Consider the following 23,043-nt stretch of genomic DNA (forward strand, 5'->3'; position numbering starts at 1 on the left):
TTCATCAAAGTTTGTATAAAGAAACTTAATATTTTTATTTTAATGAGACCCAAAATTACGCTATAATGAGAAGTGATTAAATAGGAGGAGAAAACAATGGCATTGTATATCATTTTAGCAATTATAGTTATTGCACTTATAATTGTCGGTATCATGTTCTATCTCCGTTCTTCAAAACGTCAGGTGGTCGAAAAAACCGAAGAGCGCAAGATAGAGGTTGAGAAACTAACACTAAATGATCGTCTGAAAGCGTTGGACGATTTAACCCTGCAGGGTGAAACACAACAAGAATATGACCGCTTAAAGCGCGAATCATTAAAGAATACTAATGATAATTTAAGTCCGGTTGAAGAGAAAATTCATAATGCTGACGAATATTTCGATAAATTCAAATTTACTGCTGCTCAAACTGAGTTAGATGATGCGAACGCATTATTAGATCGTTATGAAGAACGTTATGCACAACTTGGTGAAGAAGTTGAGGATATTTTGGCGCTTCATAAAGAAAGCGATCGCTTGTTTGAAGACAGCAAAGTTTCATATCGCGAAATGAAGCGTGATGTGCTGGCTAACCGACATCAATTCGGAGAAGCAGCTGCACCGCTTGAAAAAGAAATTGAATCATTCGAACCTGAGCTTGTTAAGTACACAGAGCTAAGAGAAGAGGGGAACTACAAACAAGCACATGAGCATATTAAAACGCTCAACGAAGATATCAATTATCTGCAAAAAGATATGAAAGAAATCCCTGAATTGATTCGCGAAGCGCAAAAAGAACTTCCAGGGCAATTCCAAGATTTGAAATACGGCTGCCGCGACTTGAAAGTCGAAGGGTACGACTTAGATCATGTTAAAGTCGACAGCAATCTTCAATCTATGAAAACGGAATTAAGTTTCGTTGAACCGATGATTAGTCGTTTGGAATTAGAAGAGGCGAACGATAAGCTCATCGCGATTAATGATCAGTTGGATGAAATGTATGATTTAATCGAGCATGAAGTCAAATCTAAAAACAAAGTGGATGAAACGAAAGAAGTCATTACTAATGATTTATTCCGTGCGAAAGATACCAATTATACATTACAAACAGAAATCGAATATGTACGTGAAAATTACTACATCAATGAAACAGATGTTCAAAATGTACGTCAATTCGAAAATGAAATTCAAAACTTGATTTCAGTCTACGATGAAATCTTAAGAGAAATGGCAAAATCTACTGTACGTTACAGCGAAGTACAAGATAATCTTGCGTATATTGAAGAACATGTCAAAGTAATTAATGATAAACAAGAAAAATTACAAAACCACTTAATTCAATTACGTGAAGATGAAGCGGAAGCTGAAGATAATCTTCTGCGTGTTCAAAGCAAAAAAGAAGAAATTTATCGTAAGTTATTAGCTTCTAACTTAACAAGCGTACCTGAACGCTTCATTATCATGAAAAATGAAATTGATCATGAAGTGCGTGAAATCAATGCACAGTTTGATCAACGTCCGATTAATGTCAAACATCTTAAAGATAAAGTGACGAAAGTTGTACTTCATATGAACAACTTTGAAAATGAAGCAATGGACGTTTTAGTGAACGCAGTGCTTGCTGAAAAACTGATTCAATACGGCAACCGTTACCGTAAAGACGACAGCAGCATTGATAAGAGCTTGAATGAAGCAGAACGCTTATTCAAGAATAACCGCTACAAACGTGCGATTGAAATTGCAGAGCAAGCTTTAGATTCAGTCGATCCTGGCATTTCTCAACGCATTGAAGATGAAGTTGTATCTCAAAGCAAAATATAAGTGTTATACAAAAGACAAGGGCATTCGTTGTTCTTGTCTTTTTTTGCGTATTGAGAATTTAGACAGATGTGGTAAAATATTAAAATTGGAAGAAAAGACTCAAAAAGAGAGAATCAAATAAGTGGAAGTGACATAAAAGTGATTTATTTAGATAATGCGGCGACAACTCGACCAGCACAAGATGTACTGGATACTTATGTCAAAGTGAATCAGAATTTATATTTTAATCCAAATAGTCCGCACCAAGCCGGCTTGCAAGCAGAGCAATTGTTAAATCAAGCCAAAGCACAGATTAATCAAATAATGAATCTTGAAGACAGATACGATATTATTTTTACAAGCGGCGCTACGGAATCTAATAATATGGCGTTAAAAGGTGCAGCGTACAACCGCAAACCATATGCTGATGAAATTATTGTATCAGTGCTTGAACATCCATCTGTATTAGAGGTAATGCGTCATTTGGAAACAGAAGGATTCAAACTTCGTTATGTGAATGTGACGAAGGAAGGCAAAATCGATCTTGAGCATTTTGAAAGTTTAATGAATTCGAACGTAGGATTAGTGACGTGTATGCACGTGAATAATATTACAGGACAAATCCAGCCGATTGCGGAAATGGCTGAAATTTTAGAAGCATTTCCAAAAGCGCATTTTCATGTTGATGCAGTGCAAGCCATCGGTAAAATACCTTTAACATTCAAAGGTATCGACAGCATGAGTTTCAGTGGGCATAAATTCAACGGTTTAAAAGGTCAAGGTTTGTTGCTCGTGCATAATATCCATAATTTAGAGCCTGTAATTCATGGCGGAGGGCAAGAATATGGATTGAGAAGCGGTACTGTTAATTTACCGATTGATATTGCGATTGTTAAAGCTTTAAAACATGCAGTACATCAACAAGAAGATTTACACCAGCGTTTAACAGAATGGAATCAGCAATTGCGCCGATTTTTCAATGACTATCCGGGTGTGAAAGTGAATTCTCCGGATACCAGTGCACCTCATATTTTAAATGTCGGTTTTGACGGCGTAAAAGGCGAAGTATTAGTCAATGCCTTTTCTAAACAAGATGTCATGTTATCTACTACAAGTGCATGTTCATCAAAACGCGGACATTTGAATGAAGTCTTGCTGTCAATGGGTGTCAGCGAATCGAGAATTGAAGGCAGTATTCGTATTTCAATGGGTGCTGTAACAACAGAAGAGGATATCAAAGGATTTAAAGCAGCTTTTAAAGCAGTATATGAAGAAATGAAGGAGTTGTTGAAGAAATGATCTATGATCATATTTTAGTGCGTTACGGCGAATTGACGCTTAAAGGTGCTAACCGTAAAATGTTTGTGAGCAAACTGCGTTCTAATGTGAAACAAGCGTTAATGCCGCTTCAAGGCTATCACGTTAAAGCGAACAGAGACAGAATGTATATAGAAGTTACGCCAGAAGCGGATATTGAAGAAATTATGCAGCGTATCAGCAAAGTCTTCGGTGTAAAATCTATCAGTCCTGTTATGAAATTAGACAAAGACTTAGAACATGCAAAAGCGCAAGCAAGCGAATTTGCAAAAGCTTATGATGAAGGCGATTCATTTAAAATTGATGTGAAACGTTCTGATAAACAGTATCCATATGATACTTACCAATTACAGCGTATTTTAGGGGGCGCTGTATTAGAAAGCAACCCGCAAGTCCACGTTAATGTGCGACAACCTGACCATGTCATCAAAACAGAAGTTCGTTTAGATGCGATTTATATCTATGACCGTGTGATAGATGGTGCAGGCGGGTTACCAGTAGGTACTGGCGGCAAAACATTATTAATGCTTTCAGGCGGTATTGATTCGCCTGTAGCAGGCATGGAAATCATGCGCCGAGGTGTAACAGTCGAAGCGATTCATTTCCATAGTCCTCCGTTCACAAGTGAAAAAGCGAAAGAAAAAGTGATTGAATTAACACGAATTTTAGCTGAACATGTCGGACCGATTAAATTGCATATCGTGCCGTTTACAGAAGTACAAAAACAAATCAATAAAGTAGTACATGAACGCTATACAATGACATCTACACGACGTATGATGATGCGCATCGCAGATAAAGTCGTGCATAATGTCGGTGCGGATGCCATCGTAAACGGTGAAAACTTAGGACAAGTTGCGAGCCAAACACTTAAGAGTATGTATGCGATTAACCATGTGACTTCAACACCTGTCTTGCGTCCGTTATTAACGTTAGATAAAGAAGAAATTGTCATCAAAGCGAAGGAATACGGTACTTTCGAAACATCAATTCAGCCATTTGAAGATTGCTGTACTATCTTTACACCGAAAAATCCGGTTACAGAACCTAACTTTGAGAAAGTAGAAAAATACGAAAGTGTATATGATTTCAGCGACATGATTGATCGTGCTGTTGAAGGTATCGAAACTATCGAAGTAACAAAAAATTATCAAAGTCAAAAAGATAAAGCGACTGAAGCATTAATGGAAGATTTATTCTAATAGCACAAGAAAAGGGGACAACATCGTGGAATGGGATCTGACACTTATTATTATTATCATTGTATTTGGCTTTTTAGCTGCTTTTATTGATTCTGTAGTAGGCGGCGGCGGTCTGATTTCAACACCTGCTTTATTAGCAATCGGATTACCGCCCGCAACAGCTTTAGGCACAAACAAACTTGCAAGTTCATTCGGTTCTTTAACGAGTGCTGTTAAGTTTGTACGCTCAGGCAAAGTGGATTTGAAAATAGTCGGCAAACTCTTTCCGTTTATTTTCATCGCTTCTGTCGGCGGTGCAAGTTTAGCATCATTTCTGCCGGCTGCTGTATTAAAACCATTAGTAATTGTGATTTTATCCATTGTAATGATTTATACGCTGATCAGAAAAGATTGGGGTAGCATCCGCACGTATAAAAAACTTTCAAAAGGCAAAGCTGTTATCTTTGTTGCAGTATTATTGCTCATCGGTTTTTATGATGGCTTTTTAGGCGGCGGAACAGGCTCTTTCTTCTTGTTCGCATTATTGATTGTAGGGTTTGATTTTTTAAGTGCGGCAGGCAATGCGAAAGTGTTAAACTTTGCGTCTAATATCGGTGCATTAATCTTGTTTATGATTTTAGGGAAAGTCGATTACGGCATTGGATTGATTATGGCAGCAAGTATGGTTGCTGGTTCATATGCAGGGGCACAATTTGCGCTTAAGCAAGGTGTCGGATATGTCAGAGTATTGTTTGTGGTCGTTACAAGCGCGTTGATTATCAAGAATATCTATGATTGTCTGCAATAATGAATACTGTGTTGAATAAGCTGCGATGCAAATCGCGGCTTATTTGTAATTTATGGATAAATATTACATTTCTTTGTAATTTCTATCAAAAATGAGTTAAAAAAATAATGTATCTTAAGGATTATCATTGGAGTTGAAGTGTTGATATCGGTATAATGGGGTAGAGATAAATAGTAACAGAATCTTAGGAGGTTGTTTATTTATATGGTACAAATTACATTTGGCGGAGATCCCGTAACATTAGTAGGTAATGCAGTAGAAGAAGGGCAAACAGCACCAGATTTTACAGTTGTAAATAATGATTTAGAAGAAGTAACACTTGCTGACTATGACGGCAAGAAAAAATTAATCAGTGCAGTACCTTCAATTGATACAGGTGTTTGTGATAAACAAACTCGTAAATTCAACGAAGAAGCTGCTTCAGAAGAAAACGGCGTAGTATTGACTATTTCTCAAGACTTGCCATTCGCTCAAAAAAGATGGTGCGCAGCAAGCGGTTTAGATAATGTTATCTTACTAAGCGACTATCAAAAACATTCATTCGGTAAAAACTACGGTGTGTTAATGGACGGCTTACAATTATTAGCACGTTCAGTATTTGTTTTAGATAAAAACAACAAAGTAGTTTATACAGAAGTTGTAAATGAAGGCACTGATTTCCCTGACTTCGAATCTGCATTAAAAGCATATAAAGAATTAGACTAATCAATGCGTTTAAAGTTATTTTTAAATTAATATAAAGACAAGACTGCTCATAATTAGTGTAAGAAAGTGAATCATTGATTATGAGCAGTCTTTTTAGGAAGGATTTTATTATGGCTGAAGAAAAAACTATAATGGAGCGTTTATTCCACGAACTAGATAGTAAAACTAAGGAACTGAATAAAGAAAACGGACAAAGCTTTATCGAAAACTTAGGGCTTGCGATGGAACAGATTTATCAAAATAATCGTGATTTACTGGAACAGGCAACATTATCAGATCGACGCAAAGCCTTTCAATTTGCATACTTAAGTTTATTGCAAGAACAAGAGATTCAAGCGAATCACCAGATTACACCAGATTCAATTGGCTTAATTCTTGGTTTCTTAGTACAGCAGTTTACACAAGATAAGAAAGAATTGAACATTGTAGACTTAACGAGCGGCAGCGGACATTTAAGTGCGACAGTGCATGAAGTATTGACTGAACAAACGCTAATGCACCATTTAGTAGAAGTTGATCCAGTGTTATCTCGTGTCAGTGTGCACTTAGCGAATTTCTTAGAAATTCCGTTTGATGTCTATCCTCAAGATGCTATTCTGCCATTACCGTTTGAAGAAGCAGATGTGGTTATCGGTGATTTGCCGGTAGGCTATTATCCAGTAGATGAACGCAGTCACGAAATGAAATTAGGGTTTAAAGAAGGACATAGTTATGCCCATTACCTTTTAATCGAACAAGCGGTTGAGGCATTAAGGGGAGCTGGATTCGCATTCTTAATTGTGCCGAGCAATATTTTTGAAGGTGAAAACATAAAACAGCTCAAAAATTTCATTGCAACAGATACAGAAATGCAGGCATTCCTCAATTTGCCTAAAACGTTATTCAAAACCGAACAATCACGCAAATCTATCTTGATTCTTCAGAAAAAAGAACGTGATGTAACCCACTCTGTTGAGGTATTGCTTGCCAATATACCAGATTTCAAATCTCCGCAACAATTTCAAGGATTTTTACGAGAATTGTCAGAATGGCTGCAACAAAATCATCACAAAAAATAAACTGTAATAATCTTGAAATTAAACTGTATTAATGGTTAAATAGAATTGGTAAAAGAAAATGTAAATATTGGAGGCATAGTTTTATGTCAAAATTAGTGTTAGCGATTAACGCAGGTAGTTCATCACTGAAATTCCAACTTATAGAGATGCCTGAAGAAAATCTAGTATGTAAAGGTTTAATCGAAAGAATCGGACTTAAAGGTTCAAAATTAACAGTTGAATTCAATGGTCGCAAATTTACAGATGAAAGAGAAATCAACGATCATGTACAAGCTGTTGACTTAATGTTGGACAACTTAATCGATCATGGTATCATCCGCGATATCAATGATATCGATGGTACAGGACACCGTGTCGTACATGGTGGTGAATTATTCCCAGAATCTGCGTTAGTTACCAACGAGGTAGAAAAACAAATAGAATCATTAACTGAACTGGCACCGCTTCATAACCCAGCAAACTTAATGGGTATCCGTGCGTTCCGTAAATTATTGCCGAACATTCCGCATGTGGCAGTGTTTGATACATCATTCCACCAAACAATGCCGGAACAAGCTTACTTATACAGTTTGCCTTTCCATTATTATAAAGACTATGGTATTCGTAAGTACGGTTTCCACGGAACAAGCCATAAATACGTATCTCAACGTGCGGCAAAAATTTTAGACCGCCCAATTGAAGAATTACGTATTATTTCTTGTCATATCGGTAACGGTGCATCTATCGCTGCAATCGACGGCGGCGAATCTGTAGATACATCTATGGGCTTCACACCATTAGCAGGTGTAACAATGGGTACACGTTCAGGTGACATTGACCCTGCATTGATTCCATATATCATGGAGAAAACAGGCAAGAGTGCTGAAGCTGTATTAGATATCTTAAACAAAGAGTCAGGTTTATTAGGTATCTCAGGAACTTCAAGCGACTTGCGCGACTTAGAACAAGATGCTGAAGAAGGCAAAACTCGTGCGCAATTAGCATTAGATGTTTTCGCTTCTCGTATTCATAAGTATATTGGTTCTTATACAGCAAAAATGCACGGTGTAGACGTAATTGTCTTCACAGCAGGTGTAGGCGAAAACTCTGATGAAGTACGTGCACGTGTATTAGAAGGACTAGAATTTATGGGTGTATATTGGGATCCTAAGAAAAACGAACAAATTCATGGTTCAGAAGGATTCATCAACTATCCGCATTCACCAGTAAAAGTTTTAGTTATTCCAACAAACGAAGAAGTTATGATTGCAAGAGACACAGTAAAATTCGGTAGTCTGTAATCATTAAAAAAATCCGGTTAGAAGGGCAGTTGCCTTTCTAGCCGGATTTTTTTATGCATGCAAATTTGAAAAAGTATTTTAAAAAAAGAAAACCGATTAGAACAAGTCTAATCGGTCTCAATTGAAAGATTGATTGTGCAAAAATTATTTTGCTTGATATTGTTTGCGTAATTCTTCTGTTGCAACTTGAGGTTGGAAATCTTCAGGCATTTCTTCTGTACGAACCACTAGAACATCACAAGGTGAATGACGTACAATAGCTTCAGATACAGAACCTACAATGAAGCGTTCCACAGCATTCAAACCAGAAGTACCGCAAATAACTAAGTCTGCATTGACTTCTTGCGCAATTTTTTTAGGAATGATTGCTTTAGGTGAACCAAACTCAAGCAATGTTTCAACGTCTTTAACGCCTTCTTTTTGGGCAAATTCTTTATACCCTCTAAGTAATTCTTCAGCGAATTGTTTAGATTTTTCAGTGAATTGAACATCATAGACTTCGTATGAAGTATAAGTTCTAGAATCAATAACGTTTGTAATGATAAGTTTTGAATCGTTACGTTTTGCTACATCCACTGCTTTGTTGAATGCCCATTCAGCTTCTTGTGATCCATCTACAGCGATTAAAATATGTTTGTAAGTTAACATCGTACATGACCTCCTTCTACTCTTCACTTATATTTTACCATAGTTAACTGAATATTAGAAATTAAAATAGTATGCTTAATATTACAATTTTTTGAAAATACAAAATTCTTATCTTCAATGATAACTTAAACTTATCATTGAAATGATTGCGCTTTCATTGCTTTCGCGTTACGATAAGCGTGGGAGGTGTACGGAATGAAAATAGGTATTCCAAAAGAGATAAAAAATAATGAAAACAGAGTAGGTTTATCACCAAGCGGTGTTCACGCATTAGTTGAGAAAGGGCACACAGTTAATGTAGAACAAAACGCTGGTGAAGGTTCATTCTTTACAGATGAAGATTACAAAGCAGCAGGTGCAACAATTGTTGCCGGACCTGCAGAGGCTTGGGATGCAGAAATGGTGATCAAGGTTAAAGAACCTATTGAGCCAGAATACAAATACTTCAAAAAGGATTTAATCTTATTCACTTATCTGCATTTAGCAAACGACGAAACATTAACTAAAGAATTAGTTGATAATGGCGTTGTTGCGATTGCATACGAAACAGTGCAATTACCAGATAATTCATTACCATTATTAACGCCAATGAGTGAAGTTGCAGGAAGAATGGCGGCACAAATCGGTGCACAATTCTTGCAAAAATTCTACGGTGGTATGGGTATCTTGCTAGGAGGTATTCCTGGTGTACCTAAAGGTAAAGTAACAATTATCGGCGGTGGCCAAGCAGGTACAAATGCTGCGAAAATCGCTTTAGGTTTAGGCGCAGATGTCACAATCTTGGATGTTAATCCAAAACGTTTACAAGAACTTGAAGATTTATTTGATGGACGTGTACACACAGTTATGTCTAACCCATTAAATATCGAAGAAAATGTTAAACAAAGTGACTTAGTTATCGGCGCTGTATTAATTCCAGGTGCTAAAGCACCGAAACTTGTTACAGAAGACATGGTTAAAAATATGAAAGACGGTTCTGTTTTAGTCGATATTGCTATTGACCAAGGCGGTATTTTCGAAACATCTGATCGTGTAACAACACATGATGATCCGACTTTCATTAAACATGGCGTAGTACACTATTCAGTAGCAAATATGCCAGGTGCAGTACCACGTACTTCTACAATCGGTTTAAATAATGCAACTTTACCATATGCATTGCAAATCGCTAACAAAGGCTATTTAAATGCATTACGCGACAACCAACCATTATCTTTAGGTTTAAACGTATTTGACGGTAAAGTTACAAATGAAGGTGTAGCTAAAGCGTTTGAACTTCCGTATACACCAGTAGATCAAGCATTAATTTAATTTTGAATGTGTTAAATTAATGGGATGTAAAGGGAACTATGGTTTCCTTGAAAACATCAAAATTTTAGCGCCATCGGGCAATCTGTTTTGGGGTTTAACAGAGCTTGATGGCGCTTTTTGTGTACTGAAAAAGACGAAGCCGCAAGACTTCGCCTTTGAGCAATTACCAATATTAATATATAGATTATTTTTCGTAGTGTGTTAATACTTTATGTCCGTCTTCAGTAACTAAAATATCATCTTCAATACGTACACCGACTTCTCCAGGTACATAAACACCTGGTTCAACTGTAACAACCATACCTGGTACGAATTTGTTTGTATTGAATCCGGCAACATCTTGATATTCATGTTCTTCTAAACCTAAACCATGGCCTAATCTGTGAACGAAATATTCGCCGTAACCAGCATCAGAGATGATGCCGCGTGCTTTTCTGTCTACGTCTCCGATGACTACGCCTGGTTTAATCATTTCAATAGCTGCTTTTTCTGCTTCAAGCACTACATTATAAACTTCTTTTGCTTTATCGCTAGGGTTGCCGAAAGCAACAGTTCTAGTCATGTCGCTGCAATAGTTTTCATAGATAACACCTAAATCAAATAAGACATATTCGTCTTTTTGAAGTTGGCGGTCTCCAGGAATACCGTGAGGTGAAGCTGCATGATCTCCGAATAATACCATTGTAGGGAAACTCATGTCAGTAATACCGTAGTTTGTTTGGATTTCATATTCGATATGGCGTACAACTTGTCTTTCAGTTACGCCTTCTTTTAAGAAATCTACGCCGATTTCAATGCATTTATCTGCAAGTTCAGCAGCTTTTTGGATTTTTTCGATTTCTTCTGGTGTTTTCACATTACGTAATGCTTTGATAGTGTCGTCAATCGGACCGAATTCTTTTGCGCCGAAGCCTTCGACTAATTCTTTTTGACGTTTCAATGTTAAGTGATCTTCTTCGACTAAAATTTTGTCGAATTGATAATCTACTAATTTGAATGGGTCTTCGCCATCAGCATTACCTACAACTTTGCCTTTGAATGGTGATGCTTTGACTTCTTCTACTTCTAATTTAGGGCAGAAGAGTACTTCTTCACCTTCAGCAGTAATTAATAAGGCTAAAAGGCGTTCATGCGGATCGCTTAAGTAACCTGAAAAGTAGAATACGTTAAGCGGAGTTGTAATCCAAGCAGCCCCAGCATCTTGATTACGTATTTCTTTAACAATTTCTTCTGTTTTCAAAATCCTCAACCTCCATTTACTTGTTTAACTATATTTTAAGCTAAATAAATTGAGAATTCAAAAGTACTGGGGGAATGATTTCGACTAAATTAGGGAAGATGTTATACTGTAACTAAGATTAAGATGCATAGGGGGCATAAAAAATGAAATTATCTTTTCATGGACAATCAACAATCTATTTTGAAGCAAACGGTAAGAAAGTCATTGTAGATCCGTTTATCACAGGTAACGAATTATCTGATTTAGATGCAGAAAACCTAGAGGTCGACTATATCGTGTTAACACACGGCCATGCGGATCACTTTGGTGATACTGTTGAAATAGCTAAAAAGAATAATGCAACAGTAGTGGGATTAGCAGAAGTTGCAGATTATTTATCAACAGCAAAAGGTGTTGAAAATGTACATCCGATGAATATTGGAGGTAAATGGAAATTTGATTTCGGTACAGTGAAATATGTTCAAGCATTCCATAGTTCAAGTATTACAAACGAAGAAGGCATTCCTGTTTACTTAGGTTCTTCAACAGGATTGATTTTAGAAGTAGAAGGCAAAACAATTTATCATTGCGGCGACACTGGTTTGTTCAGCGACATGAAATTAATTGCTGAACGTCATCCAGTCGATGTATGCTTCGTACCAATCGGCGACAATTTCACAATGGGTATCGAAGATGCAAGTTATGCAATCAATGAATTGATTAAACCGAAAATTTCTGTACCTGTACATTACAATACGTTCCCTTATATCGAACAAGACCCAGAAGAATTCAAATCACTTGTAAAAGAAGGGGAAGTACAAATCCTTAAACCAGGTGAAGCTGTTCAATTCTAATTAAATGAGAGATAATAAAAATGCTTGTACAAACAATCTGTACAAGCATTTTTTCTAATTATTTTACGATTAATACAGGGATATGAGCACGTTTCGCTACTTTATGGCTGACACTGCCAAGTACGAATTTTTTTCTTGCTTGTGCTTTTCGGTTACTTACTACTAAGATGTCGTAATCACCGCTGTTCGCAAATTTTACTAATTCTTCTTTCGGATTGCCTCGCACGATAATCTCATCGTATTCAATACCATAGCCGTCAAGAATATCACGCGTAGGTTGTAATTCTTTGCTGCGCGCTTTTGTTAATTCATTTAGATGTGTGCCGCCTTTGATTGATGCTTGCGCATCTTGTTCTGAAATAGCATTTAATAAAGTGACAATTGTGCCTTCACCAGATAACTTTTTAATGTTTTCTAGTGCTTTTTTGTTTTCTAAATCTGTATCAACGCCAAGTAAAATGTTTTTATACATTCTCTATCCCTCCTTAATACTTATTCTAATAAAAATGTGTCAACATTTCCAATTAAATTTATATTCAACAAATTAAAGTGATTTTAAATTACAAATTCTCAAATAATGCGTTAGGTACAGCAACGAATACATGTTAAAATTCAATAGAGGTTAGCTTCGATTTTTACTTCAAAGAAAGTTATAATTAAAAGAAGAGTAAGTAGAGAATGAGGGAAGTAAGTAATGACAAAACATGAACAAATTCTTGCACATATAGAATCACTTGCGGTAGGACAGAAAATATCAGTCCGCAAAATAGCTAAAGATTTAGAAGTATCTGAAGGTACTGCATATCGCGCAATCAAAGATGCAGAACAGTTAGGTCTTGTTGCTACGATAGATCGTGTAGGAACTGTGAGAATTGAAAAGAAAACGAGAGAACAAATAGAACAATTGACTTTCGGAGAGATTGTCAAAATTATAGATGGGCAAGTGTTAGCGGGACGCAACGGCTTGCATAATACATTGTCAAAATTTGCGATAGGCGCAATGAAGCTTGAGAACGTTGTTAAATATTTAACAAAACATACATTACTTATTGTCGGAAACAGAACAGATGTGCAGCTTGAAGCTTTGCGCCACGGAAGTGCTGTATTAATTACAGGCGGATTCAATACGACGCCTGAAATCAAACGTTATGCAGATCAGCACAATTTGCCTATTTTATCTTCGAACTATGATTCGTATTTAGTTGCAAATATGATTAACCGTGCGATGTATAATCAAATTATCCGAAAAGAAATTCTTATTGTTGAGGACATCGTTAAACCGGTAACAGAAGAGACTGTTGTTAAAGAATCGATGACAGTGGCTGACTTAAAAAAGCGTTCACAGCAATCAGGACACTCCAGATTTCCTGTGGTTGATGACGACTTTAAACTCGTAGGCATTGTGACAAGCAAAGATATTATTTCTAAAGACTCTGATGAATATGTGCATAAAGTTATGACAAAGCCTGTGCTTAACGTACAATTGTCTACTACAGTAGCAACTTGTGCACATATGATGATTTGGGAAGGTATTGAATTGCTTCCGGTTACAACTCTCAATAAAAAGCTTTTAGGTGTTGTTTCCCGCGAAGACGTATTAAGAGCGATGCAATTATTAGGCCGTCAGCCGCAAGTCGGTGAAACAATCAATGACCAAGTAGGCAAATACATTTCTGTTAATAAAGATAAAATCACAGTAGATGTTGCACCGCAATTAACAAGCCAATACGGGACTTTAAGTAAAGGCGCCTTTGTTGCGATCATTGAAGAAACGATACGTTTTAAAATGAGACAATTGAAAAAACAAGAAGTCATGATTGAAAGTCTCAGTATTATCTATATGAAAACTGTGTCGATTGAAACGGAACTTGAAATCCAATACAACATGCTAGATGTAGGGCGTAATTTTGCTAAAATAGAAGTAAGCATGCAAGCCAATCAGCAAGATGTCGCAAAAGCATTGATTATTTGCCAAATGCTTGAAAGCTGATAGGCGAACGCACCTGGAATTTGAAAATGAAGGAGTAACTCAGATGAACACGTTTAATGAAATTATGGAACAAATTGAAAAAGCAGATACGATTATTATTCACCGTCACGTACGTCCGGATCCTGATGCGTACGGTTCGCAGCTTGGATTAAAATCCTACTTGCAATTGAAATTTCCGAATAAACAAATTTATGCAGTAGGGGAAAGCGAACCTTCGCTTGATTTTATGGGAACTTTTGATGCGGTGGATGATGCTGTGTATCAAAATGCACTTGTAATTGTGTGCGATACAGCAAATGCACCGAGAATCGATGATCAACGTTATAATACCGGCAAAGGCTTGATTAAAATCGATCATCATCCGCCTATTGATCAATATGGTGATTTGAACTATGTCGATACTGAAGCTTCTTCTACAAGTGAAATCATCTTTGATATCATTCGTCATTTTAACGATACGTCTGTAATTAATGAAGAGACTGCACGCTTGCTATATTTAGGAATTGTCGGCGACACTGGCAGATTCTTATTCAATAACACAACGCCGCATACAATGAAGTCAGCGGCACAGTTATTGGAATATCCGTTTGAACATAATGCGGAATTAAATAAAATGGCAGAAAAAGACCCTAAATTAATGCCGTTCCAAGGCTATGTGCTGCAACATTTCGAAATGAATGAAAACGGCTTTGCGAAAGTGCAGATTACAGATGAAGTATTAAAAGAATACGGCTTAGCGCCAAATGAAGCTTCACAATTTGTCAACACTATTTCAGATTTGCGCGGATTGAAAATCTGGGTATTTGCAGTAGATGAAGGCAGTGAAATCCGTTGCCGTATCCGTTCGAAAAATATTGTAATCAATGATGTTGCACAAGCTTTCGGAGGAGGCGGCCACCCGAATGCATCTGGAGTTTCAGTAGACAGCTGGGAAGCGTTCGACCGCTTAGCTGAAGCTTTAAACCAAAAGTTGATTGATTAAGACATTGAAATCTAAGAAAGGAGGGATTGTCAGACATGAAAGCACATCTTAATATTCATACTGCTTACGACTTGTTAGAGTCGAGTTTGCGTATTTCAGACATCATTAAAAAAGCACAAACAGAAGGCTATCAAGCACTAGCGATGACAGATCAGAATGTCTTATATGCAGTCCCTCAATTTTTTGATGCATGTCACGCAGCAAATATCAAACCTATTATCGGCATGACGGTCGTTTTAAGCGATGGACTGACAGAGATAGAAACAGTCTTATTAGCTAAAAACGACGATGGTTTGAAATCACTTTATCAATTGTCATCTGCGATTAAAATACAAGATAAACGCACAATTTCTATTGAATGGCTAAAACATTATCAAAATGATTTAGTCATTATTTTTAAGCGTGCAAACGCTGAGCAGTTGAATTTGATTGAAGCTTTCAAAGCACATGATGAAGTATATACAGACCATTTAAGCAGCGGCGCAGCTGAACAGTTAGATTTAGGCAGGGTGTGGATGCAAGAAGCCAAATATTTAGATGAAAAAGATGCAGATTCAGTCAGTGCATTAAATGCGATTAAAAATAATAATGCCTTGGATTTAGTGAATACCGGCAGTGAGCAGCATGCACATTTCTACAGCCAGCAAGATATCGACAATCTAAGTCTGTCAGAAGATATCATTGAAACAACAGAAGCTGTCGCAAGCAAATGTAATGTCAACCTTCAATATCATCAATCATTATTACCGCAGTATGAAACACCTGATCAATCCTCATCAAAAACATATTTATGGAATTTATTAGAGCAGGCACTGACGAAGATGGATTTAGATCGACCGCAATATCGAGAACGTTTAGAGTATGAGTTCAAGATTATTACAGAAATGGGCTATGAAGACTATTTCTTAATTGTCAGCGATTTAATACATTATGCGAAAACACATGATGTCATGGTAGGGCCTGGACGTGGTTCTTCTGCTGGTTCACTCGTCAGCTACCTACTAAATATTACTACGATTGATCCGCTTCGCTACAACTTGCTCTTTGAGCGTTTCTTAAACCCTGAACGTGTCACGATGCCGGATATTGATATCGACTTTGAAGATACAAGACGTGAACGTGTCATTCAATATGTACAAGAAAAGTATGGGGAATACCATGTTTCAGGTATTGTCACATTTGGTCATTTATCCGCAAAAGCTGTAGCACGCGATGTAGGACGTATCATGGGATTTGAAGAAAAGACATTAAGCGAAATATCACGATTGATTCCTTCAAAATTAGGGATTACCTTAAATGAAGCTTATCAAGAACAAAACTTTAAAGACTTTGTACACAGAAATCATAGGCATGAACTATGGTTCGAAATCTGTAAAAAGTTAGAGGGTCTGCCGCGTCATACGTCTACACACGCAGCTGGGATTATTATTAATGACCGACCTTTGTATCAGCATGTTCCGCTATTAATGGGGGATACAGGTTTATTAACCCAATGGACAATGACTGAAGATGAAAAGCTAGGCTTGTTGAAAATCGACTTCTTAGGATTAAGAAACCTTTCCATTATCCATCAGATTATCAACCAAGTTAAAAAAGATTTGAATCAATCAATCGATATGGAAAAGATTCCGTTTGATGATAAAAAAGTATTTGCAATGCTGTCAAAAGGCGATACAACCGGATTATTCCAATTAGAATCCGATGGTGTCAGACAAGCATTAAAACGTTTACAGCCTCAGCATTTCGAAGATATTGTGGCGATGACTTCTTTATACCGTCCAGGTCCGATGGAAGAGATTCCGACTTATATAGCAAGACGCCATGATCCTTCTAAAGTTCGTTATCTGCATCCGGATTTAGAACCAATCTTAAAACAAACCTATGGTGTTATTATCTACCAAGAACAGATTATGCAGATTGCAAGCAAGTTCGCAGGATTCAGTTATGGTGAAGCGGATATCTTGCGACGTGCCATGAGTAAGAAAAACAGAGCGGTACTCGAAAGCGAACGTCAGCACTTTATTGAAGGTGCGAATCAAAATGGTTATTCAGAACAGCTCAGCAAGCAGATTTTTGATTTGATACTTAAATTTGCAGATTATGGCTTCCCGCGTGCACACGCGGTAAGTTATTCTAAAATTGCATATACTATGGCTTATTTGAAAGTCCATTATCCAAATTACTTTTATGCCAATATCTTAACGAATGCGGTAGGCAGTGAGAAGAAGACAGAACAAATGATTGCGGAAGCAAAATCAATGGATTTAAAAATCTTGCCGCCAAATATTAATGAAAGCCATTGGTATTATAAAGCAACTCCAAATGGTATTTATCTTTCTTTAGGTGCAGTAAAAGGTGTTGGATATCAAAGTGTGAAAACCATTGTCGATGAACGTTTTCAAAACGGACCTTTTAAAGACTTCTTTGATTTTACCCGTCGTTTATCCGGCCGTGTCAAAACACGCAAACTTTTAGAAGCTTTAATTCTTGTCGGAGCATTTGACCAATTCGGTGAAACCCGTGCGACTTTATTAGGAACACTTGACCAAGTATTAGATGGTGTCAGTCAAGTAGAACAAGATGAAATGCTGCTGGATTTTGTGACACCAAAGGCAGAATATGAGAAAAAAGAAGAATTGCCAGATCAGGCACTCAGTGATTTTGAAAAAGAATATTTAGGCTTTTATATTACCAAGCATCCTGTAGAAAAATTATTCGAAACTAAACAATATTTAGGGATTTTCAAGCTGGACAATGCGGTGAATTATCAACCTGTTTTGGCACAAATCGATACACTGAGAAGAATTCGTACAAAAAATGGACAACCTATGGCATTTGTTACGCTGAATGACGGCAATAAAAACATGGATGGTGTAATATTCCCAGATGCGTTCCAAAAATATGAACTTGAACTCAAAGAAGAAGTACCCCTAATCGTACAAGGGAAGTTCGAAGTCAGAAATAACCAAGATCAATTGATTATCAATACGGTACAAACGTTAGAGGTATTTGAAGATATGCGCTTCAAACAAGCGAAAATGATTGTACTGAGAAACGTGGCGCTTGAAGATTTAACTTTTGATAGAGGGGACAGTTCCGATTATCAGCAACTGCCAATCTATGAATTCCATGAGCAATCTCAAAAAATGGAAAGAGTGGGACAAATTAATAGAAATCATGAAACCATTGCGGCTCTCATCAGCCAGATATCACCAGAAAATATCAGACTGATGTAATAGCTTATAAAGTAAAACGCTATAGAATCACCTTATCTGAAGTTTTAGAAAGCTGATGCGTAAAACTTGCAAATTTTAAGGATTTCATGCATGTGAATCAGTGAAAGTTCTGTTTCTGTGTTATAATCAGTACATATTTTCAAAGTGATACTAAAATTGGGATAGCAATGGTTAAATTTCAATATAAAGAACAAGACAGCTATTGCATCATTGAAGCATAAAAATCACAGAACTCATATCGATAATATGCAACAATTTTATTGAACAAAGGAGCGATCAGTTTGTCATTAAGAGATGAAGCTTTAGAAATGCACAAAAGAAATCAAGGTAAAATAGACATAGCACCTAAAGTTAAAGTAACGAATAAAGAAGAGTTGAGTTTGGCTTATTCGCCAGGTGTTGCGGAACCATGTAAAGAAATCTATGAAGATCCGCGTAAAGTCTATGACTATACATCAAAAGCCAATACAGTAGCTGTAATTACAGATGGTACAGCAGTATTAGGTTTAGGCAATATCGGACCAGAAGCCAGTATTCCGGTAATGGAAGGTAAAGCTGTATTATTCAAGAGCTTTGCTGGCGTGGCAGGCGTTCCGATTGCACTGGATACGACAGATACTGAAGAATTTATCCGTACTGTTAAATTATTGGAACCGAATTACGGCGGTATCAACTTAGAAGACATTTCAGCACCGCGCTGTTTTGAAATTGAAAACCGTTTGAAGAAAGAAACTAAAATTCCGGTTTTCCATGATGATCAGCATGGTACAGCTATTGTGACTATGGCAGGTTTAATCAATGCATTAAGAATCACAGGCAAATCATTATCAGATATTAAAGTTGTATTAAATGGTGCTGGTGCTGCGGGTATCGCAATTGTGAAATTGCTTTATTCTTATGGTGTCAGAGATATGATCATGTGCGACTCAAAAGGGGCAATCTATAAAGGTCGTCCGCATGGTATGAATGAAACTAAAGAATTTGTTGCGGAATGGACGAACAAAGATAAGCAAGAAGGCAAACTTTCTGATGTGATTAAAGGCGCAGATGTCTTTATCGGTGTATCTGTTGCTGATGCTTTATCTCAAGATATGGTAAAATCAATGAATAAAGATAGTATTATCTTTGCGATGGCAAACCCTAATCCGGAAATCAACCCGGATGATGCGAGAGCAGCAGGAGCCAAAGTTGTAGGAACGGGACGTTCTGATTATCCGAACCAAATTAATAATGTGCTTGCATTCCCTGGTATTTTCAGAGGAGCATTAGATGTGAGAGCGACACATATTAATGAAAAAATGAAACAAGCTGCAGTTGAAGCGATTGCTGACTTGATTAAAGAGGACGAATTATCACCTGAGTACTGTATTCCTGCACCGTTTGATAAACGTGTTGCACCTTCAGTAGCCAGAAATGTAGCAAAAGCAGCAATGGAATCTGGAGTTGCAAGGGTTGAAGTTGATCCAGATGATATATACAATAAAACGATGAGATTAACTGATATTAAATAAGTTATTTTTTATAAAGCGCTGTTATGCGGTAGAATTCAGCATAATAGTGATGTGGAGGTTGACCAATGTTTAAAGATTTTTTTAATCGCGGCAGTAAAAAGAAAAAATATGTTACTGTTCAAGATTCAAAACAGAATGATGTTCCATCAGGTATCATGACTAAATGCCCTAAATGCAAAAAGATCATGTATACTAAAGAACTTTCTGAAAATCTCAATGTATGTTTCAATTGCGATCATCACTTATCATTGACCGCATATAAACGAATTGAAGCAATTTCAGATGAAGGTACATTTAAAGAATTTGATAAAGGCATGACGTCTGCGAATCCATTAGACTTCCCTGGATATGAGGAAAAGATTCAAAAAGACCAAAGCAAAACGGATTTGAAAGAAGCGGTAGTTACAGGGACAGCTGAATTAGATGGCGTTGCTTATGGTGTTGCAGTTATGGATTCGCGTTTCAGAATGGGCAGTATGGGTTCTGTAGTCGGAGAAAAAATCTGCCGTATTATAGATTATTGTACTGAACATAAATTACCTTTCATTCTTTTCTCAGCCAGCGGCGGAGCAAGAATGCAAGAAGGTATTATTTCATTAATGCAAATGGGTAAAACAAGTGTGTCTTTAAAACGACACGCTGATGCAGGCTTATTATATATTTCTTATATTACACATCCGACAACAGGAGGCGTTTCTGCAAGTTTTGCATCTGTTGGCGATATCAACTTATCAGAACCGCAAGCTTTAATCGGATTTGCGGGCCGCCGTGTCATTGAACAAACGATTAATGAGAAATTGCCGGATGATTTCCAAACGGCTGAATTCTTATTAGAGCACGGTCAATTAGACAAAGTGGTACACCGTAAAGAAATGAAAGCTACATTAAGCCAGTTATTAAGAATGCATACAGGACAAGGGGTGAAAAAAGATGCTTGATTTCGAGAAGCCGTTATTTGATATTAAAAATAAAATAGAAGCTTTGAAAGAATCTCAGGAGAAAAATGATGTGGATTTACAAGAAGAAATCGAAATGCTCGAAGCTTCTCTTCAAAGGGAAACTGAAAAAATCTACAAGCATCTTAAACCTTGGGACCGTGTCCAATTAGCAAGACTGCAAGAGCGCCCGACAACTTTAGATTATATTCCGTATATTTTCGATGACTTCATCGAATTACATGGTGACAGAAACTTTAGAGATGACCCGGCTATGATCGGCGGATTGGGTTATTTAAATGGTCAACCTGTTACAATCGTAGGACAACAGCGCGGTAAAGATACGAAGGATAATATTTACCGTAACTTCGGGATGGCACATCCTGAAGGATACAGAAAAGCTCTGCGTTTGATGAAACAAGCTGAAAAGTTCAATCGACCTATCTTTACATTTATCGATACAAAAGGTGCATATCCTGGTAAAGCAGCCGAAGAACGCGGTCAAAGCGAATCGATTGCCAGAAATTTAATTGAAATGGCAAGCTTGAAAGTACCGGTAATTACATTGGTAATTGGTGAAGGCGGAAGCGGCGGTGCTTTAGGTATCGGTATTGCGAACAGAGTATTGATGCTAGAAAACAGTACGTATTCTGTTATTTCACCTGAAGGTGCAGCAGCATTATTGTGGAAAGACAGCAATCTTTCTAAAATTGCGGCTGAAACAATGAAAATTACTGCGCCTGATTTAAAAGAATTAGGTGTCATTGATGAAATGATAACTGAACCTTTAGGCGGCGCGCACAAAGATATCGAAGAACAAGCAAAAAATATTAAAAAGGCATTTACAGCGCAATTGGCTGAACTTGAAAAGCTAGATGGCCAAGCGCTTGCTGACGATAGATTTAATAAATTCCGCCAAATGGGTGAATTTAAGGAACAATAAGGGAAAAGGATTCTATACTTCTTTTTAACGAAGTAGTATAGAATCCTTTTTTGTATCAAAAATGCGTTTGATTTTCACTTTAAGGGCAATGGCATAATACATTAAAAATGGTACGAATAATGAGTAGATTTTCTCCGTATCGATTCGATATTTAATAAAAAGTGTGGCTATATTTCGAAATGATAAATATAAAACGTTTACATTATAGATTGCATTGTATTTTTATGGATAACCACGCTATTTTATGGTATTTTTAATGTAAATCATACAAGTTAGGAAGGTCAGTTGTCATGAAAAAAAATTGCAGTTTTGACTAGTGGTGGAGACGCACCGGGAATGAATGCTGCCGTTCGAGCAGTTGTGCGTACAGCCATCTATAATGGGATTGAAGTTTACGGTGTGTATCAAGGCTATCTCGGATTGATAAATGATGATCTTAAGAAGCTTGAATTAGGATCAGTGGGAGATACAATCCAAAGAGGCGGTACATTCCTTTACTCAGCACGTTGCCCAGAATTTAAAGATAAAGAAGTACGTGCGAAAGCAATTGAAAATCTTAGAAGCCATGGAATTGACGGATTAGTAGTAATCGGCGGTGACGGAAGCTACCGCGGTGCACAACGTATCAGTGAAGAGTGCCCTGATATTCAAACTATCGGTATACCGGGAACAATTGATAATGATATTCCAGGTACAGACTTTACAATCGGTTTTGACACAGCGCTCAATACAATTATTGAATCTGTCGATAAAATCCGTGATACTGCATCAAGTCATGCGAGAACATTTATTATCGAAGTCATGGGTAGAGATTGCGGTGACCTAGCTTTATGGGCTGGTTTAGCTGTTGGTGCAGAAACAATTCTAGTGCCAGAAGTAAAAACTGATATCAAAGATATCGCAGAAAAAATAGAAGCCGGTATTAAACGAGGTAAAAAACATTCAATCGTAATGGTTGCTGAAGGTGTTATGTCAGGACAATCTTGCGCTGATGAACTTGCCAAATACATCCATGTTGATGGACGCGTATCTGTATTAGGCCATATCCAACGCGGCGGAAGCCCAACTGGTCAAGATAGAGTATTGGCATCAAGATTAGGCGGTCATGCCGTTGAATTGTTAATTGAAGGTAAAACAGCATTGGGAGTAGGTATTAAACAAAACCAATTAACTCAAACACCATTTGATGATATCTTCAATAATAAAGGTAATAAATTTGATTTAAACATGTATGAGTTAGCACAAGAATTATCAATTTAATGATAAATTTAGTGAATTTTTTTAGG

At 37.1% G+C, this 23,043-nt stretch carries 19 protein-coding genes; 16 read left to right on the forward strand and 3 right to left on the reverse strand.

Annotated features, from left to right (window positions below; all coding sequences use genetic code 11):
* The first annotated feature begins 96 nt into the window (after positions 1 to 96).
* The 7 genes from ezrA to C7N65_RS00755 all read left to right on the forward strand — a co-directional run bounded on the left by ezrA (position 97) and on the right by C7N65_RS00755 (position 8,128).
* Positions 97 to 1,800 (forward strand): septation ring formation regulator EzrA, encoded by a 1,704-nt coding sequence (gene ezrA, locus C7N65_RS00725; RefSeq protein WP_105992552.1) that lies wholly within the window; start codon positions 97 to 99, stop codon positions 1,798 to 1,800.
* A gap of 138 nt (positions 1,801 to 1,938) precedes the next feature.
* A complete protein-coding gene (locus tag C7N65_RS00730; protein WP_105992553.1) occupies positions 1,939 to 3,078 on the forward strand; it encodes a cysteine desulfurase family protein in 1,140 nt (379 codons plus the stop codon).
* Entirely contained in the window at positions 3,075 to 4,298 is a 1,224-nt protein-coding gene (thiI, locus tag C7N65_RS00735; RefSeq protein ID WP_105992554.1) for a tRNA uracil 4-sulfurtransferase ThiI, read from the forward strand. Before C7N65_RS00730 ends, thiI begins: the two co-directional genes overlap by 4 nt.
* A 25-nt stretch (positions 4,299 to 4,323) precedes the next feature.
* Positions 4,324 to 5,085: a TSUP family transporter gene (locus C7N65_RS00740; RefSeq protein ID WP_105992555.1), complete on the forward strand. Its 762-nt coding sequence runs from the start codon at positions 4,324 to 4,326 to the stop codon at positions 5,083 to 5,085.
* Positions 5,086 to 5,289: 204 nt separating this feature from the next.
* On the forward strand, positions 5,290 to 5,790 hold the full coding sequence (gene tpx / locus C7N65_RS00745) for a thiol peroxidase (RefSeq protein ID WP_105992556.1): 501 nt from the start codon (positions 5,290 to 5,292) through the stop codon (positions 5,788 to 5,790).
* Positions 5,791 to 5,900: 110 nt separating this feature from the next.
* Positions 5,901 to 6,848 carry a class I SAM-dependent methyltransferase gene (locus C7N65_RS00750; protein ID WP_105992557.1) on the forward strand — a complete coding sequence of 316 codons (948 nt, stop codon included), beginning with the start codon at positions 5,901 to 5,903 and terminating at the stop codon, positions 6,846 to 6,848.
* A gap of 83 nt (positions 6,849 to 6,931) precedes the next feature.
* Positions 6,932 to 8,128, forward strand: a complete 1,197-nt coding sequence (locus tag C7N65_RS00755; protein ID WP_105992558.1) for an acetate kinase — start codon at positions 6,932 to 6,934, stop codon at positions 8,126 to 8,128.
* Positions 8,129 to 8,272: 144 nt separating this feature from the next.
* Here C7N65_RS00755 and C7N65_RS00760 read toward each other — a convergent pair whose 3' ends face one another.
* A complete protein-coding gene (locus C7N65_RS00760) occupies positions 8,273 to 8,776 on the reverse strand; it encodes a universal stress protein (protein WP_105992559.1) in 504 nt (167 codons plus the stop codon).
* 195 nt (positions 8,777 to 8,971) lie between these two features.
* On the opposite strand from C7N65_RS00760, the gene ald reads away from it, so the two are divergent.
* Positions 8,972 to 10,087, forward strand: coding sequence for an alanine dehydrogenase (gene ald, locus C7N65_RS00765; RefSeq protein WP_105992560.1), 1,116 nt, complete (start codon positions 8,972 to 8,974; stop codon positions 10,085 to 10,087).
* A 184-nt stretch (positions 10,088 to 10,271) separates the two neighbouring features.
* On the opposite strand, the gene C7N65_RS00775 is transcribed toward ald, so the two are convergent.
* A complete protein-coding gene (locus C7N65_RS00775) occupies positions 10,272 to 11,327 on the reverse strand; it encodes a M24 family metallopeptidase (protein WP_105992562.1) in 1,056 nt (351 codons plus the stop codon).
* A 143-nt stretch (positions 11,328 to 11,470) separates the two neighbouring features.
* Here C7N65_RS00775 and C7N65_RS00780 point away from each other — a divergent pair, with 143 nt between their 5' ends.
* A complete protein-coding gene (locus C7N65_RS00780) occupies positions 11,471 to 12,160 on the forward strand; it encodes a metal-dependent hydrolase (RefSeq protein ID WP_105992563.1) in 690 nt (229 codons plus the stop codon).
* Positions 12,161 to 12,218: 58 nt separating this feature from the next.
* Here C7N65_RS00780 and C7N65_RS00785 read toward each other — a convergent pair whose 3' ends face one another.
* Complete coding sequence (locus tag C7N65_RS00785) at positions 12,219 to 12,632, reverse strand: universal stress protein (protein ID WP_105992564.1); 414 nt, start codon at positions 12,630 to 12,632, stop codon at positions 12,219 to 12,221.
* A 222-nt stretch (positions 12,633 to 12,854) separates the two neighbouring features.
* Here C7N65_RS00785 and C7N65_RS00790 point away from each other — a divergent pair, with 222 nt between their 5' ends.
* The 7 genes from C7N65_RS00790 (at position 12,855) to pfkA (ending at position 23,017) form a co-directional block, all read left to right on the forward strand.
* Positions 12,855 to 14,150 carry a DRTGG domain-containing protein gene (locus tag C7N65_RS00790; RefSeq protein WP_105992565.1) on the forward strand — a complete coding sequence of 432 codons (1,296 nt, stop codon included), beginning with the start codon at positions 12,855 to 12,857 and terminating at the stop codon, positions 14,148 to 14,150.
* 43 nt (positions 14,151 to 14,193) lie between these two features.
* Positions 14,194 to 15,132 (forward strand): DHH family phosphoesterase, encoded by a 939-nt coding sequence (locus C7N65_RS00795; RefSeq protein ID WP_105992566.1) that lies wholly within the window; start codon positions 14,194 to 14,196, stop codon positions 15,130 to 15,132.
* Positions 15,133 to 15,167: 35 nt separating this feature from the next.
* The gene (locus C7N65_RS00800) at positions 15,168 to 18,368 is read left to right on the forward strand and encodes a DNA polymerase III subunit alpha (protein ID WP_105992567.1); all 3,201 of its coding nucleotides are present in this window, start codon (positions 15,168 to 15,170) and stop codon (positions 18,366 to 18,368) included.
* Between the two features lie 281 nt (positions 18,369 to 18,649).
* A complete protein-coding gene (locus C7N65_RS00805; RefSeq protein ID WP_105992568.1) occupies positions 18,650 to 19,879 on the forward strand; it encodes an NADP-dependent malic enzyme in 1,230 nt (409 codons plus the stop codon).
* Between the two features lie 65 nt (positions 19,880 to 19,944).
* Positions 19,945 to 20,817, forward strand: coding sequence for an acetyl-CoA carboxylase, carboxyltransferase subunit beta (gene accD, locus C7N65_RS00810; protein ID WP_105992569.1), 873 nt, complete (start codon positions 19,945 to 19,947; stop codon positions 20,815 to 20,817).
* On the forward strand, positions 20,810 to 21,757 hold the full coding sequence (locus C7N65_RS00815; RefSeq protein ID WP_105992570.1) for an acetyl-CoA carboxylase carboxyltransferase subunit alpha: 948 nt from the start codon (positions 20,810 to 20,812) through the stop codon (positions 21,755 to 21,757). Before accD ends, C7N65_RS00815 begins: the two co-directional genes overlap by 8 nt.
* A 300-nt stretch (positions 21,758 to 22,057) precedes the next feature.
* Positions 22,058 to 23,017 carry a 6-phosphofructokinase gene (gene pfkA / locus C7N65_RS00820; RefSeq protein WP_105992571.1) on the forward strand — a complete coding sequence of 320 codons (960 nt, stop codon included), beginning with the start codon at positions 22,058 to 22,060 and terminating at the stop codon, positions 23,015 to 23,017.
* The last annotated feature ends 26 nt before the right edge of the window (positions 23,018 to 23,043 follow it).

It is taken from the genome of Staphylococcus simulans, from assembly GCF_002994445.1.
GTDB classification, from domain to species: domain Bacteria; phylum Bacillota; class Bacilli; order Staphylococcales; family Staphylococcaceae; genus Staphylococcus; species Staphylococcus simulans_B.

What these genes read in the sequence shown, in the direction of transcription:
- ezrA (WP_105992552.1), top strand. Translation starts at nt 97, where the DNA reads ATGGCATTGTATATCATTTTAGCAATTATAGTTATTGCACTTATAATT.
- thiI (WP_105992554.1), top strand. Translation starts at nt 3,075, where the DNA reads ATGATCTATGATCATATTTTAGTGCGTTACGGCGAATTGACGCTTAAA.
- tpx (WP_105992556.1), top strand. Translation starts at nt 5,290, where the DNA reads ATGGTACAAATTACATTTGGCGGAGATCCCGTAACATTAGTAGGTAAT.
- C7N65_RS00750 (WP_105992557.1), top strand. Translation starts at nt 5,901, where the DNA reads ATGGCTGAAGAAAAAACTATAATGGAGCGTTTATTCCACGAACTAGAT.
- C7N65_RS00755 (WP_105992558.1), top strand. Translation starts at nt 6,932, where the DNA reads ATGTCAAAATTAGTGTTAGCGATTAACGCAGGTAGTTCATCACTGAAA.
- C7N65_RS00760 (WP_105992559.1), bottom strand. Translation starts at nt 8,776, where the DNA reads ATGTTAACTTACAAACATATTTTAATCGCTGTAGATGGATCACAAGAA.
- ald (WP_105992560.1), top strand. Translation starts at nt 8,972, where the DNA reads ATGAAAATAGGTATTCCAAAAGAGATAAAAAATAATGAAAACAGAGTA.
- C7N65_RS00780 (WP_105992563.1), top strand. Translation starts at nt 11,471, where the DNA reads ATGAAATTATCTTTTCATGGACAATCAACAATCTATTTTGAAGCAAAC.
- C7N65_RS00785 (WP_105992564.1), bottom strand. Translation starts at nt 12,632, where the DNA reads ATGTATAAAAACATTTTACTTGGCGTTGATACAGATTTAGAAAACAAA.
- C7N65_RS00790 (WP_105992565.1), top strand. Translation starts at nt 12,855, where the DNA reads ATGACAAAACATGAACAAATTCTTGCACATATAGAATCACTTGCGGTA.
- C7N65_RS00795 (WP_105992566.1), top strand. Translation starts at nt 14,194, where the DNA reads ATGAACACGTTTAATGAAATTATGGAACAAATTGAAAAAGCAGATACG.
- C7N65_RS00800 (WP_105992567.1), top strand. Translation starts at nt 15,168, where the DNA reads ATGAAAGCACATCTTAATATTCATACTGCTTACGACTTGTTAGAGTCG.
- accD (WP_105992569.1), top strand. Translation starts at nt 19,945, where the DNA reads ATGTTTAAAGATTTTTTTAATCGCGGCAGTAAAAAGAAAAAATATGTT.
- C7N65_RS00815 (WP_105992570.1), top strand. Translation starts at nt 20,810, where the DNA reads ATGCTTGATTTCGAGAAGCCGTTATTTGATATTAAAAATAAAATAGAA.